The organism is Delftia sp. NA_296.1, from assembly GCF_052692095.1.
In genome coordinates, this window is sequence record NZ_JBQZGF010000004.1 from 1 (window position 1) to 13,078 (window position 13,078).

13 protein-coding genes are annotated in these 13,078 nt (G+C 66.4%); 6 read left to right on the forward strand and 7 right to left on the reverse strand.

Features of this window, described 5'->3' with window-relative positions:
* Nucleotides 1–68: 68 nt before the first annotated feature.
* From gltX to folC, 6 genes are all read right to left on the reverse strand, one after another.
* On the reverse strand, nucleotides 69–1,475 hold the full coding sequence (gltX, locus tag ACUTR7_RS11010; RefSeq protein ID WP_445608852.1) for a glutamate--tRNA ligase: 1,407 nt from the start codon (nucleotides 1,473–1,475) through the stop codon (nucleotides 69–71).
* Complete coding sequence (locus ACUTR7_RS11015) at nucleotides 1,472–2,686, reverse strand: O-succinylhomoserine sulfhydrylase (RefSeq protein ID WP_063325851.1); 1,215 nt, start codon at nucleotides 2,684–2,686, stop codon at nucleotides 1,472–1,474. Before ACUTR7_RS11015 ends, gltX begins: the two co-directional genes overlap by 4 nt.
* 201 nt (nucleotides 2,687–2,887) lie before the next feature.
* The gene (purF, locus tag ACUTR7_RS11020) at nucleotides 2,888–4,396 is read right to left on the reverse strand and encodes an amidophosphoribosyltransferase (protein ID WP_012206568.1); all 1,509 of its coding nucleotides are present in this window, start codon (nucleotides 4,394–4,396) and stop codon (nucleotides 2,888–2,890) included.
* 133 nt (nucleotides 4,397–4,529) lie between these two features.
* Nucleotides 4,530–5,021, reverse strand: a complete 492-nt coding sequence (locus ACUTR7_RS11025) for a CvpA family protein (protein ID WP_012206569.1) — start codon at nucleotides 5,019–5,021, stop codon at nucleotides 4,530–4,532.
* Between the two features lie 49 nt (nucleotides 5,022–5,070).
* Nucleotides 5,071–6,006 carry an SPOR domain-containing protein gene (locus tag ACUTR7_RS11030; protein ID WP_099751902.1) on the reverse strand — a complete coding sequence of 312 codons (936 nt, stop codon included), beginning with the start codon at nucleotides 6,004–6,006 and terminating at the stop codon, nucleotides 5,071–5,073.
* A 70-nt stretch (nucleotides 6,007–6,076) separates the two neighbouring features.
* Nucleotides 6,077–7,399 carry a bifunctional tetrahydrofolate synthase/dihydrofolate synthase gene (folC, locus tag ACUTR7_RS11035; RefSeq protein ID WP_445608853.1) on the reverse strand — a complete coding sequence of 441 codons (1,323 nt, stop codon included), beginning with the start codon at nucleotides 7,397–7,399 and terminating at the stop codon, nucleotides 6,077–6,079.
* A 79-nt stretch (nucleotides 7,400–7,478) separates the two neighbouring features.
* On the opposite strand from folC, the gene ACUTR7_RS11040 reads away from it, so the two are divergent.
* The 4 genes from ACUTR7_RS11040 to argG all read left to right on the forward strand — a co-directional run bounded on the left by ACUTR7_RS11040 (nucleotide 7,479) and on the right by argG (nucleotide 10,617).
* The gene (locus ACUTR7_RS11040) at nucleotides 7,479–7,856 is read left to right on the forward strand and encodes an ArsC family reductase (protein WP_013801585.1); all 378 of its coding nucleotides are present in this window, start codon (nucleotides 7,479–7,481) and stop codon (nucleotides 7,854–7,856) included.
* A gap of 127 nt (nucleotides 7,857–7,983) precedes the next feature.
* On the forward strand, nucleotides 7,984–8,727 hold the full coding sequence (locus tag ACUTR7_RS11045) for a glycine zipper 2TM domain-containing protein (RefSeq protein ID WP_445608854.1): 744 nt from the start codon (nucleotides 7,984–7,986) through the stop codon (nucleotides 8,725–8,727).
* A gap of 127 nt (nucleotides 8,728–8,854) precedes the next feature.
* Nucleotides 8,855–9,172: a pyrimidine/purine nucleoside phosphorylase gene (ppnP, locus tag ACUTR7_RS11050; protein WP_012206574.1), complete on the forward strand. Its 318-nt coding sequence runs from the start codon at nucleotides 8,855–8,857 to the stop codon at nucleotides 9,170–9,172.
* A gap of 110 nt (nucleotides 9,173–9,282) precedes the next feature.
* Complete coding sequence (gene argG / locus ACUTR7_RS11055) at nucleotides 9,283–10,617, forward strand: argininosuccinate synthase (protein ID WP_013801583.1); 1,335 nt, start codon at nucleotides 9,283–9,285, stop codon at nucleotides 10,615–10,617.
* A 66-nt stretch (nucleotides 10,618–10,683) separates the two neighbouring features.
* Here argG and ACUTR7_RS11060 read toward each other — a convergent pair whose 3' ends face one another.
* The gene (locus tag ACUTR7_RS11060; protein ID WP_043819625.1) at nucleotides 10,684–11,583 is read right to left on the reverse strand and encodes a LysR family transcriptional regulator; all 900 of its coding nucleotides are present in this window, start codon (nucleotides 11,581–11,583) and stop codon (nucleotides 10,684–10,686) included.
* 138 nt (nucleotides 11,584–11,721) lie between these two features.
* On the opposite strand from ACUTR7_RS11060, the gene ACUTR7_RS11065 reads away from it, so the two are divergent.
* Together ACUTR7_RS11065 and ACUTR7_RS11070 are read left to right on the forward strand one after the other, a co-directional pair.
* Nucleotides 11,722–12,591: an MBL fold metallo-hydrolase gene (locus tag ACUTR7_RS11065; RefSeq protein ID WP_096913583.1), complete on the forward strand. Its 870-nt coding sequence runs from the start codon at nucleotides 11,722–11,724 to the stop codon at nucleotides 12,589–12,591.
* A gap of 98 nt (nucleotides 12,592–12,689) precedes the next feature.
* Nucleotides 12,690–13,055, forward strand: coding sequence for an SPW repeat protein (locus ACUTR7_RS11070; protein WP_445608855.1), 366 nt, complete (start codon nucleotides 12,690–12,692; stop codon nucleotides 13,053–13,055).
* Nucleotides 13,056–13,078 lie beyond the last annotated feature (23 nt).

Consider the following 13,078-nt stretch of genomic DNA (forward strand, 5'->3'; position numbering starts at 1 on the left):
CATGCTGCAATCGCTGCTTCTTGTTAGTTGCTGCGTTTGCATCAGAGACTCGAATTATAGACAGGTTTTTAGCGGTTTTTCAAACGGGCCAGAATTTTTTCACGACCCAGCAGCTCCAGCACCGCGTCCACCGAAGGCGTGTGCGCCGTGCCCAGCGTCAGCACGCGCACCGGCATGGCCAGTTGCGGCATCTTCAGGCCCTGGGCCTTGAGCACTTCCTTGATCAGGGCGGCAATGGCTTCCTTGCTCCACTCCACCGAGGCGATGCCTTCGGCGAAGGCGTCCAGGGCGGGCGCCACGGCGTCGGTCACATGCTTGGCCAGGTCTTCGGCGTTGCGGTCGAAGGCGTCCACATAGAACAGGCGCACCCAGCCGGCCAGATCGACCAGGGTTTCGCAGCGGTCCTTGAACAGGGCGCAGATGCGCGGCAGGCGGTCGTCGGCATCGAGCAGGGCCTGGTCCAGGCCGGTCTTGAGCACGAAGGGGCACACCAGCTCTGCCAGGGCCGCATCGTCCAGGGCCTTCAGGTGCTGGGCATTGACCCAGCGCAGCTTGGCCTCGTCGAACTGGCCTGCGCTGCGGCCCAGGTGGTCGAGGTTGAACCACTCCAGGAACTGGGCGCGGCTGAAGATTTCGTCATCGCCGTGGCTCCAGCCCAGGCGGGCCAGGTAGTTGACCATGGCGTCGGGCAGGTAGCCTTCGTCGCGGTACTGGGTGACGGCCTTGGCGCCGTTGCGCTTGCTCATCTTCTCGCCCTGCTCGTTGAGCACGGTGGGCAGGTGGGCGAACACGGGCACGCTGGCGCCCAGCGCCTCGAAGATGTGGATCTGGCGCGGCGTGTTGTTGACGTGGTCATCGCCACGGATGACATGGGTGATGGCCATGTCCATATCGTCCACGCAGACGCAGAAGTTGTAGGTGGGCGTGCCATCGGGGCGCGCGATCACCAGGTCGTCCAGCTCGCTGTTCTGGAACTCGATGCGGCCCTTGCACTTGTCTTCCCAGGCCACGACGCCGCCCTGCGGCGTCTTGAAGCGCAGCACGGGGCGCACGCCTTCGGGCACGGGCGGCAGCACCTTGCCTTCTTCAGGGCGCCAGGTGCCGTCGTAGCGCGGCTTTTCCTTGTGGGCCATCTGGCGCTCGCGCAGGGCGTCGAGTTCTTCCACGCTCATGTAGCAGGGGTAGACATGGCCCGAGGCCTGCAGGCCTGCCAGCACCTCCTTGTAGCGGTCCATGCGCTGCATTTGATAGAACGGACCTTCGTCATGGTCCAGCTGCAGCCAGGCCATGCCTTCGATGATCACGTCCACCGAGGCCTGGGTGGAACGCTCCACGTCGGTGTCCTCGATGCGCAGGATGAAATCACCACCCGTGGCGCGCGCGAAGGCCCAGGGATACAGGGCCGAGCGGATGTTGCCCAGGTGGATGAAGCCCGTGGGAGACGGGGCAAAACGGGTTCGTACTTTTTGTGTCATTGCAGGGTATCCAGTCCGCGGGACAGATCGTTCTTGATGTCGCCCAGGTATTCCAGTCCGACGGAGATGCGCAGCAGGCCCTGGCCGATGCCGGCGACGCGGCGCTGCTCTTCGCTCAGGCGGCCATGCGAGGTGCTGGCCGGGTGGGTGATGGTGGTCTTGACGTCGCCCAGGTTGGCCGTGATCGAGCACACCAGGGTGCTGTCGGCCACATGGAAGGCATTGGCGCGCAGCTGCTCGGCGCCCTCGCCCACCACGTCGAAGGACAGCACGCCGCCGCCCATGCCGTTTTGCTGGCGCATGGCCAGCTCGTGCTGCGGGTGGCTGGCCAGGCCCGGGTAGTAGACACGGGCGACCTTGGGATGGGCCTCCAGCCAGGTGGCCAGCTCCAGCGCGGCGGCGCTTTGCGCCTTGACGCGCAGGGACAGCGTCTCCAGACCCTTGAGCACCACCCAGGCGTTGAACGGCGCCAGGTTCAGGCCGCCGCTGCGCAGGAAGGTGCCCATGACCTTGTCCACCAGTGCCGTCGTGCCACAGACCGCGCCCGACATGACGCGGCCCTGGCCGTCCAGCAGCTTGGTGCCCGAATGCACGACCAGGTCGGCACCGAACTGCGCGGGCCGCTGCAGCGCGGGCGAGGCAAAGCTGTTGTCCACCGCCAGCAGCGCGCCATGGGCGTGCGCCAGTTCGGCCAGCGCGGCGATGTCGCACAGGTCGGTCAGCGGGTTGGTCGGCGTCTCGGCGAACAGCAATCGCGTGTTGGGACGGATGGCGGCCTTCCAGGCCTGCACATCGGTCTGCGAGACAAAGCTGGTCTCGATGCCGAAGCGCGCCATCTCGCCGCCCAGCAGCTTGATGGTGGAGCCGAACATGGACTGCGAGCAGATCACATGGTCGCCCGCCTTGAGCGTGGTCAGCGCCACCAGCAAGATGGCCGACATGCCGGTGGACGTGGCCACGGCGCATTCCGTGCCTTCCATGGCGGCCAGGCGCTGCTCGAAGCTGGTCACCGTGGGGTTGGAGGTGCGGCTGTAGGTGTAGCCGGGCTCTTCGTTGGCGAAGCGGCGCGCTGCCGTTGCGCAGTCGGGCTGCACGAAGCTGCTGGTCATGTACAGGGCTTCGCTGTGCTCGCCCCACTGGCTTCGTTCCACGGCCACGCGCAGGGCCAGCGTATCGGGATGCAGGCCTTCGGGAAGTGTCTTGTTCGTCACGTTGATGGTCCTTGGGGTCGGGCGCGGCCCGCCGATGGCGGCGGTGCCCGGAAAAAAGGAGCTAGAAACACTTGTCACCTGGGGACTTGCTGGGCGTTGCAGCCTGCAGTCCTCCAGCACCAGCGCTTTTAGCTCATTTGTCAAAAAAGGGCGGGCCTCAGGCCCGCCCCCGTATTGTCACTGAAGCCCGATCGCTCTGACTCAGGCTTCCTGGGCGTTGGGCAGGGACAGGCGCGAGGCGTCGCTGGACTCTTCCTCGCCGCCGCGGTTGCGGCCTTCATTGAGTGCCGTGACTTCGTCCTCGGAGATGTCGCCCGTGATGTAGACGCCGTCGAAGCACGAGGCCTCGAAGCCCTGCACCTGCGGGTTGATCTTGCCCACGGTCTGCTTCATGGCGGCCACGTCCTGGTAGATCAGCGCGTCGGCACCGATGACCTGGCGGATTTCCTCGACCGTGCGGCCATGCGCCACCAGTTCGGCGCGCGTGGGCATGTCGATGCCGTAGACGTTGGGATGGCGCACCGGAGGCGCTGCCGAGGCCAGGTAGACCTTGACGGCACCGGCATCACGCGCCATCTGCACGATTTCCTTGGAGGTGGTGCCGCGCACGATGGAGTCATCCACCAGCAGCACCTTGCGGCCCTTGAACTCGCTGCCGATGGCGTTGAGCTTCTGGCGCACCGATTTCTTGCGCGAGGACTGGCCCGGCATGATGAAGGTCCGGCCCACGTAGCGGTTCTTGACGAAGCCTTCGCGGTACGGAATGCCCAGCAGCTGGGCCAGCTGCATGGCGCTGGGGCGGCTGGATTCGGGAATCGGGATGATGGCGTCGATCTCGTTGGGGGGCACGGTGGAGACCACGCGCTTGGCCAGCGTCTCGCCCATGTTCAGGCGGGCCTGGTAGACGGAGATGCCATCCAGCACGGAGTCCGGGCGGGCCAGGTACACGTACTCGAACACGCAGGGGTGCAGCTCGCTCTTTTCAGAGCACTGGCGGGTTTCGACCTGACCGTCGCTGTGCACGAACACCGCCTCGCCCGGGGCGACATCGCGCTCGAGCTGGTGCAGCGTGCCTTCCAGGGCCACGGACTCGCTGGCCAGCATCACCGAGCCGTCGGCACCGCGGCCCATGCACAGGGGGCGGATGCCGAACGGGTCGCGGAAGGCCAGCAGGCCGTAGCCGGCGATCAGCGCGATCACCGCATACGAGCCCTTGATGCGCTTGTGCACGGCGCTGACGGCCTGGAACACGTCTTCGCTCTTGAGCGGCGCGCCACTGCTGGCGCGGGCCAGCTCGTGGGCCAGCACGTTGAGCAGGACTTCGGAGTCGCTCTCGGTGTTGGTGTGGCGGTGGTCGGTGTCCGACAGCTCCTCGCGCAGCTGCTTGGCATTGGTGAGGTTGCCGTTGTGCACCATGACGATGCCGAAGGGCGCGTTCACGTAGAAGGGCTGGGCCTCTTCCTCGCTGGTCGCGTTGCCGGCCGTCGGGTAGCGCACCTGACCCAGGCCCACCGTGCCCGGCAGGGCACGCATGTTGCGGGTGCGGAACACGTCGCGCACCATGCCCTTGGCCTTGTGCATGAAGAACTTGCGCTCCTGCTGGGTCACGATGCCTGCGGCATCCTGGCCACGGTGCTGCAGCAGCAGCAGGGCGTCATAGATCAGTTGATTCACGGGCGCGGTGCTGACTACACCAACGATTCCACACATAGTTGCGTTCCATCCGTTTGCGAAGGTCGCCCTTCGCTGTCTGGGCCGTAGCAGCCACCCATTGGCCACGCCTGCGCCCGATTTCTCTATCCAAACTGTTTCTGCCAGCCGACTCCTGCGCTGCAGCGCCTTGTCATGCAGCCGGCAGATAGCGTCCCCATTCCTGCGGCAGCTGTGGCAAAACCACAGCCAGCGCCTGCATCAGCCATGGCGCCAGGGCTGAATCCTGCCACCACTGCCCCTGGTGCAGCGGCGTGTAGCTGATCACCATCGTTGCCACCAGGGCCAGCAGCGCCCCGCGCAGCACGCCGAACAGCGCGCCCAGCGTGCGGTCCACGGGCCTCAGCCCCACCGCCTCGATCAGCCGGCGCGACAGCCAGGACACCAGGCCCCAGCCGAACAGCGCCAGCACGAACAACAGCACAAAGCCTGCGGCGTAGCGCAGCTGCATGTCCCAGTCCTGCATGGGCAGCCACAGCGCCACGTCGGCTGCCCAGATGCGGGCCACGACAAAGGCCACCAGCCAGCCCAGCAGAGACAGCACCTCGTACACCAGCCCGCGCCAGGCGCCAAGCAGCATCGAGGCCAGCACGCAGGCCAGCAAAACCCAGTCCACCGTGGACATACGCTATTTCTGTGCGCCCGTGCTGCTTTGCAAGATGTACGTCACCGCGTCAGAGCTTGATCACCGACGCCGGCAGGCCCTGGCCCTTGACGCGCGCCGCCGCCTTGTCGGCTTCGGCCCGGCCATTGAACGGGCCCACACGCACCCGCGTGCGCTTGCCGTCCTTGGTGTCCACCACCTGCGTGAAAGTCTTCAGGCCCGCCAGCTCCAGCTTGGCGCGGATTTCCTGGGCCTTGCCGGCGTCGGAGAAGGCACCGACCTGCACGATGAAGCGTTCGTCCGTCGCTGCGGCCGCCGTTGAAGCGGCGGGCGCGCTGCGTCCTTCCAGCAGGGCCCGGGCACGCGCGGCGTCGTCGCTCCTGGACGGCTCGGGCTTGGGTTCGGGCTTTGGCTTGGGCTCGGGTTTCGGCTCGGGCTTGGGCTCCGGCTTGTGCTCGGGTTTGGCCGGCTCAGGCTTGGGCTTGGGTTCCGGCTTGGGCTCGGGTTTGGTCTCAGGCTTGGCGGCGGGCTTGGGCTCCGGCTTTGCCTCGGGCTTCGCTTCAGGCTTGACCGGAGCCACCTGGGAAACGGGAGGGGCCACAGGCACGGACGGCATGGACGGCGCCGAAGGCCTGCCCATGGGAACCTCTTCCTCATCGGCACCCAGCGAGGCCTGGGCCGACACGCGGCCCGTCGGCGCAGCCGCGCCATGCGAATGGGCGTCCACGGCATTGGCGCCGGGCACGACCAGGGGCGCAACCTTGTCGCGGTCAGGAATCTCGATGGGGATGTCTACGGGAATCGGACGCGGCTGGGTGTCGAACAGCAGGGGGAAGCCCACCACGCCCGCCAGGACCAGCACGGCAGCGCCGATGAGGCGGTGGCGCGCCCGGCGGCGCATGACATCGACGCTTTCCGCCTGTCCCAGCCGTGTGGGCCGCCTCGATGCGGACGACGAATCACCGTCGTCTTTTTTGCCGGGCCAACGAAAATTGAAAAATGCCATGGAGTGCGGACTCGTTCATATCGGCCACCACAGCGGCCACGATGGCCGCCTGCGGTGCGGATCACTGGATTCAGGTGCCCAGATGCTTGGCGTTCAGCCGGGGCGGGCCGTCCTGCAGCACGCCGCCCACCGTGAAGAACGAGCCAAAGACCACGATTCTATCAGTGGGACCTGCGGCCAGAACCGCTGCATCCAGCGCCAGCTGCGGGTTTGCGAAGGTGGCCACCGACAGCTCGCGGGGCACGCCGGGTGCGGGCGGCAGGGCTTCGATCTTCTGGCGCAGCACTTCGGCGCTTTCGGCACGCGGCGTGGGCAGGTCGGTCAGGTACCAGCGGTCGATCAGCGGTGCGATCCTGCCCAGCATGGGCGCCAGGTCCTTGTCGTGCATGGCGCCGAACACCGCATGCGTGCTGGGGAAGTAACCCATGGCGTCGAGGTTGGCCGTCAGCGCCGCCACCGAATGCGGGTTGTGCGCCACGTCCAGCACCAGCGTGGGCTGGCCCGGAATAATCTGGAAACGCCCTGGCAGCTCGACCATGGCCAGCCCCGTGCGCACGGCCTGGGCCGTGACCGGAAGGCGGCTGCGAATGGCTTCGAGCGCGGCCAGCGCACCCGATGCATTGACCAGCTGGTTGGCGCCGCGCAGCGCCGGATAGGCCAGGCCCGCATAGCGCCGCCCGCGTCCTGCCCAGCCCCACTGCTGCTTGTCGCCCGAGAAATTGAAGTCCTGGCCCAGGCGCCAGAGATCGGCGCCAATGGCCTGTGCATGGTCCAGCACGCTTTGCGGCGGCATGGGATCGCTGACCACCACCGGCCGACCGGCGCGCATGATACCGGCCTTCTCGCGGCCGATGCTCTCGCGGTCCGGGCCCAGGAATTCCACATGGTCGATGTCGATGCTGGTGATGACGGCGCAATCGGCGTCGATCACGTTCGTGGCATCCAGCCGTCCGCCCAGCCCCACTTCGAGAATCGCCACATCCAGCCTGGACTGGCTCATCAGCCGCAGGATGGCCAGCGTGGTGAATTCGAAATAGGTGAGCGCCACTTCCGTGCCCTGCACGCGCGCCTGCTCCACGGCCTCGAACTGCGGCAGCAGCTCGGCGGCCTTCACGATCTCGCCGCCCACGCGGCAGCGCTCCTCGAAATGCACCAGATGCGGCGATGTGTAGACGCCGGGACGAAAGCCCGACTGCAGCGCCACGGCCTCCAGCATGGCGCAGGTCGAGCCCTTGCCATTGGTGCCTGCCACCGTGATCACGGGGCAGTCGAAACGCAGGTCCAGGCGCTGGGCGACTTCGCGCACGCGTTCCAGGCCCAGCGCGATATTCTTGGGGTGCAGGCGCTCGCAATATGCGAGCCATGCATCCAATGTGGGAAATGAGGTGTGCATACTGCGCGCTATTGTTACCCAGGGACAGTGTCCTTATGGGGTCCTCGCCATCCGCGGACTGCGGCAACTGCAACCAATCATGACCACCTCAAACACTGTGACGCTCTACGGCATTCCCAACTGCGACACCGTCAAGAAGGCCCGCGCCTGGCTTGCCGACCAGGGCATCGCCTACGAATTCCACGACTTCAAGAAACAGGGCGTCCCTGCCGCGCAACTGCCTGCCTGGATGCAGGCCGTGGGCTGGGAAAAGCTGCTCAACCGTCAGGGCACGACCTGGCGCAAGCTCGATGCCGACACCCAGGCCGGCGCCCAGGATGCGGCCGGTGCCGCCGCCCTCATGCAGCAGCAGCCCAGCGTCATCAAGCGCCCGGTCGTCCAATGGCCGCAGGGACGCATCACCGTGGGTTTTGCGCCCGACGCCTGGGCAGAGCTGGCCCACGAGGGCAAGCGCTAACACTGCCGTCAGGCCTGGAACAGCTTATTACGTGGATTTACGCGGCCGCAAACTGCTTTTCGGGCCCGAGGAATACACTTGCATGGAGCCTGGCAGGAAGTACCGCCAGCGCAACAGGAGTGCAATCATGAAATCCCTGGTTCTTTTGACGCTGGCGGCCACGACCGCCACCGTAGCCCTGGCCCAGGAGCAAGGCCGGGTGCTTTCCGTGACCCCGGTGACGCAACAGGTGGCCGTGCCCCAGCAGGTCTGCCGCGATGAGAACGTCTACTCGGGCCAGCGCAGCACTTCGGGCGCGGGCGCCGTGCTGGGTGCGCTGGCGGGCGGCGTGGTGGGCAACGCCATTGGTCACGGCGGCGGACGCGCTGCGGCCACGGCAGCCGGCGTGATTGGCGGCGCCATGCTGGGCAACCAGGCGGAAGCCTCGGGACAGCAGCCCCAGTACCAGACGGTGCGCAACTGCACCACCCAGACCTACTACCAGAACCGCGCCGTGGCCTACGACGTGGTCTATGAGTACGCGGGCCGCAACTACACGACGCGGACCACCACGCCGCCTGGCGACTGGATTGCACTGAGCGTGCAGCCCGCCGCCAACAGCGGCGCCTACGGCAGCAATGGTTACTACAGCACCAACCAGCCGCCCCAGGCCGCGTACTCCACCACGCCCGTGCCGCCGCCCGTGGTCTATGAAAGCAATTACTACGACGGTGGTTACTACCCGGCCCAGCCGGTGCAACCGGTGTATTCGGCCGGTGACTATGTGGCGCCCGTGGTGATTGGTGCAGCCCTTGCTGCCGGCGTGTACTACGCCTCGCGCCCCAGCTATCACGGCTGGCGCGGCGGCTACCGCCATGGCTGGCGCCGCTGAAGCCGCCATGCGCTCGCCCCGCAAGCCCCGACAAGGGGCTTTTTGCATGGCGGCGGCCAGCACGTACGGGCAGCGGCCGGGTGCTGGCCTAAAATGGGCGGTTTAGTCCACCCTCTGCCCAGCTTCCATGACCACCGAAACCATCTCTGGCATCACCCTGACCACCAAGGCCAATGTCTATTTCGACGGCAAATGCATCAGCCACGGCTTCACGCTGGCCGATGGCACGAAGAAGTCTGCCGGCGTGGTGCTGCCCAGCCAGCTGACTTTCGGCACGGCCGCTGCCGAGATCATGGAATGCGTGGCCGGCTCCTGCGAGTACAAGCTCGACGGCTCGGACCAGTGGCTGACCTCCAAGGCCGGCGAGTCCTTCCAGGTGCCTGCGAACTCCAAGTTCGACATCCGCGTGACCGAGGCCTACCACTACATCTGCCACTACGCATAAGCGCCTGAGCAGACCGACGCATTCGACCTGACGGCGCCCAGGCGCCTTCCGTGTTTTCCGGCAGCCGCGTCCCGCACGCCAGCCGCCATCGTTATTGAGAGAAGCATCGTATGGAAACCATCCTGCAAAACGTTCCCGTCGGCCAGAAGGTCGGCATCGCCTTCTCGGGCGGCCTGGACACCAGCGCTGCCCTGCGCTGGATGAAGAACAAGGGCGCCCTGCCCTACGCCTACACGGCCAACCTGGGCCAGCCCGACGAGGCCGACTACGACGAAATCCCCCGCAAGGCCATGGAGTACGGCGCCGAGCAGGCCCGCCTGATCGACTGCCGCTCGCAGCTGGCCGGCGAAGGCATTGCCGCCATCCAGGCTGGCGCCTTCCACATCTCCACGGGCGGCATCACCTACTTCAACACCACGCCCCTGGGCCGTGCCGTGACCGGCACCATGCTGGTGGCCGCCATGAAGGAAGACGACGTCAACATCTGGGGTGACGGCTCGACCTTCAAGGGCAACGACATCGAGCGCTTCTACCGCTACGGCCTGCTGACCAACCCCGCGCTGAAGATCTACAAGCCCTGGCTGGACCAGACCTTCATCGACGAGCTGGGCGGTCGCGCCGAGATGTCGGCCTTCATGACCAAGGAAGGCTTCGGCTACAAGATGAGCGCCGAGAAGGCCTACTCGACCGACAGCAACATGCTGGGCGCCACGCACGAGGCCAAGGACCTGGAGTTCCTGAACAGCGGCATCCGCATCGTCAACCCCATCATGGGCGTGGCGTTCTGGAAGCCCGAAGTCGAGGTCAAGGCCGAGGAAGTGTCGGTGACCTTTGACGAAGGCCGCCCCGTGGCCATCAACGGCAAGGAAATCGCCGACCCCGTGGAGCTGTTCCTGGAAGCCAACCGCATCGGCGGCCGCCACGGCCTGGGCATGAGCGACCAGATCGAGAACCGCATCATCGAAGCCAAGAGCCGCGGCATCTACGAAGCCCCCGGCATGGCCCTGCTGCACATCGCCTACGAGCGCCTGGTGACCGGCATCCACAACGAGGACACCATCGAGCAGTACCGCATCAACGGCCTGCGCCTGGGCCGCCTGCTGTACCAGGGCCGCTGGTTCGACCCGCAGGCCATCATGCTGCGCGAAACCGCCCAGCGCTGGGTGGCCCGCGCCGTGACCGGCACCGTGACGCTGGAACTGCGCCGCGGCAACGACTACTCCATCCTGAACACCGAATCGCCCAACCTGACCTACGCTCCCGAGCGCCTGTCGATGGAAAAGGTCGAGGACGCGCCCTTCAGCCCCGCCGACCGCATTGGCCAGCTGACCATGCGTAACCTGGACCTGATGGACACCCGCGACAAGCTGGCCATCTACTCCAAGGCCGGCCTGCTGTCGCTGGGCACCAGCACCGCCCTGCCCCAATTGGGCGGCAAGGAATAAGCCACTCTGCGGCGCCCTGCCGCAGATTGCCAAGAGCCGCCGCAAGGCGGCTTTTTTACGCCCTCGCTACCAGCGCGCGCCCTCGAAGCGCTGCACGAGAAAATCCAGCAGCGCGCGCACGGCCACCGGCAGGTGGCGGCGGGAGCTGTACAGCGCATGCACGGTCAGCGGCTGCGGGCGCCAGTCCGGCAGCACCAGCTCCAGCTCGCCGGCCTGCAGCATGGGCTGGACCAGGTAGGTGGGCTGGAAGGCGATGCCCGCGCCCTCGACGGCGGCGGCGGCCAGCACGGTGGCTTCGTTGGCGTTGAACCAGGTGGTGACGGCGATCTGCTGCTCATCGCTCTCATCGTCACGCCGCGCCAATTGCCAGACATTGCGGCCCACGCGCATATGGCCCAGGCAGCGGTGGGCCTGCAACTGGGCCGGTGTCTGCGGCCGCCCTGCCGCGTCCAGGTAGGCAGGCGAAGCCACCAGCACCGATTCGCACACGGCCAGCGGCCGGCCGATGAGTGCGGCGCCCGGATCGGCGCTGATGCGTATGGCCAGGTCGATGCGCTGCTGCACCAGGTCCAGCGCGCCGTCGTCCACCAGCAGGTCGATCTTGAGGTGCGGGTGCTGCCGCATGAACTGCGCAATGGCCGGCGCCATCTGCGCATGGCCGAAGGACATGCTGCAGGTCACGCGCAGCAGGCCGCGCAGCTGGCTGTCGCCCGAGCGCATTTCACTTTGCACCTCATCGGCCAGGGCCAGCATCTGCTGGCTGTAGCGCAGGCACTGTGCACCGGCATCGGTGAGCGAGACGCGGCGCGTGGTGCGGTGCAGCAGGCGCGCGCCCAGCCACTGCTCCAGCGACTCCACATGCCGCGTGGCCATGGCACGCGACAGGTCCAGCCGCTCGGCCGCCGCCGTGAAGCTGCCGCATTCGGCCACCGTGGCAAACACCTGCATCGCCAGCAATCGGTCCATGGATCTGCTCTATTTCTGCAACAAACAAGCGCATATTCTGCGGTTTATCTGCTCGATTTCAAAAACTAAAGTACGACACATGGCAGCACGGCGCTGCCACCCGTTTTCTGTCTTGTGCTTTTTTCAAAGGAAATCGACATGCTTCGCACCACCGTGCTTTCGCTCACCCTGGCCCTGTCGGCCGGCCTGTCCCATGCCCAGGCGCCCGCCCCGCTGCAGATGAAGGTCTACCAGGCAGACGAACACAGCTTTGCCGTGACCTCCACCCTGATCACCGGCGCCAAGGAGGCTGTGGTCGTGGACAGCGGCTTCACCCGCGCCGACGGCCTGCGCATTGCCGCCAATGTGCTCGACAGCGGCAAGCAGCTGACCACCATCCTCATCAGCAATGCCGACCCCGACTACTACTTCGGCGCCGAGGTGCTGAAGAACCTGTTCCCGCAGGCCAAGGTCGTGGCCACGCCCGCCGTGCGCGAGAAGATCGAGTCCAAGCTGCAGGGCAAGCTGGCCTTCTGGGGCCCCAAGATGGGCGCCAACGCCCCCAGCCATCCCGTGCTGCCCGAGGCCCTGCAGGGCAATACGGTGACCGTGGACGGCCAGACGCTGGAGCTGCGCGGCACCACCGGCCCGCTGGCCCACCGCCCCTATGTCTGGGTGCCTGCGCTGCAGGCCATCGTCGGCAACGTGGGTGTGTTCGGCAACCTGCATGTCTGGACGGCGGACACGCAAAAGAGCGCCGAGCGCAAGGCCTGGCTGGCGCAGCTGGACGAGATGCAGGCCCTCAAGCCCGCCGTCGTCGTGCCCGGCCACATGCAGGCCGGCACCGCCATGGACGCCAGCACCATCGCCTATACACGCGACTATCTCCAGCGTTTCGAGGCCGCCGCCGCCAAGGCCGCAAACAGTGCCGAGCTGATCGGCGCCATGAAGCAGGCCTACCCGCAGGCCGGCATGGCGCTGTCGCTGGACATTGGCGCCAAGGTGAACAAGGGCGAGATGCCCTGGTAAGCAGGCACTTTCACAAAAATCCTCATGGAACCTGCATGCTGCGGCCTTGATCCAACGAGTTGCCGCCCTCATTCGTCGTGGCGGCAGGAGGTGCAGCCATGAAATACATGAAGCATTGGCAGGACCCGATCAATGTCCTGCTGGGAGCCTGGTTGGCGGTCTCGCCCTGGGTGCTCGGTTTCCAGGACCAGATGGCGCCCACGGCCAATGGCGTGGTCATCGGCCTGGCGCTGATTGCCGCTGCGCTGGGGGCCATCTTCATGCCCCGCGCGTGGGAGGAATGGACCGAAGGCCTGCTGGGACTGTGGATGGTGATCTCGCCCTGGGTGCTGGACTATGCGGGCCAGATGGACGCCATGCGCAATGCCGTGGTGTCCGGCGTGGTGGTCATGGTGCTGGCGCTGTGGGTGCTGATGACCGACAAGGACTACATGAGCTGGCGCAGCAGCCATTCCGCCCACTGATGCGCTGAAGCACTGAAGCGCTG

Excerpts from the sequence above, each read along its gene's own strand:
- ACUTR7_RS11040 (WP_013801585.1), top strand. The coding sequence starts at position 7,479 with ATGACCACCTCAAACACTGTGACGCTCTACGGCATTCCCAACTGCGAC.
- ACUTR7_RS11045 (WP_445608854.1), top strand. The coding sequence starts at position 7,984 with ATGAAATCCCTGGTTCTTTTGACGCTGGCGGCCACGACCGCCACCGTA.
- gltX (WP_445608852.1), bottom strand. The coding sequence starts at position 1,475 with ATGACACAAAAAGTACGAACCCGTTTTGCCCCGTCTCCCACGGGCTTC.
- ppnP (WP_012206574.1), top strand. The coding sequence starts at position 8,855 with ATGACCACCGAAACCATCTCTGGCATCACCCTGACCACCAAGGCCAAT.
- ACUTR7_RS11025 (WP_012206569.1), bottom strand. The coding sequence starts at position 5,021 with ATGTCCACGGTGGACTGGGTTTTGCTGGCCTGCGTGCTGGCCTCGATG.
- folC (WP_445608853.1), bottom strand. The coding sequence starts at position 7,399 with ATGCACACCTCATTTCCCACATTGGATGCATGGCTCGCATATTGCGAG.
- ACUTR7_RS11065 (WP_096913583.1), top strand. The coding sequence starts at position 11,722 with ATGCTTCGCACCACCGTGCTTTCGCTCACCCTGGCCCTGTCGGCCGGC.
- ACUTR7_RS11060 (WP_043819625.1), bottom strand. The coding sequence starts at position 11,583 with ATGGACCGATTGCTGGCGATGCAGGTGTTTGCCACGGTGGCCGAATGC.
- ACUTR7_RS11030 (WP_099751902.1), bottom strand. The coding sequence starts at position 6,006 with ATGGCATTTTTCAATTTTCGTTGGCCCGGCAAAAAAGACGACGGTGAT.
- ACUTR7_RS11070 (WP_445608855.1), top strand. The coding sequence starts at position 12,690 with ATGAAATACATGAAGCATTGGCAGGACCCGATCAATGTCCTGCTGGGA.
- purF (WP_012206568.1), bottom strand. The coding sequence starts at position 4,396 with ATGTGTGGAATCGTTGGTGTAGTCAGCACCGCGCCCGTGAATCAACTG.
- argG (WP_013801583.1), top strand. The coding sequence starts at position 9,283 with ATGGAAACCATCCTGCAAAACGTTCCCGTCGGCCAGAAGGTCGGCATC.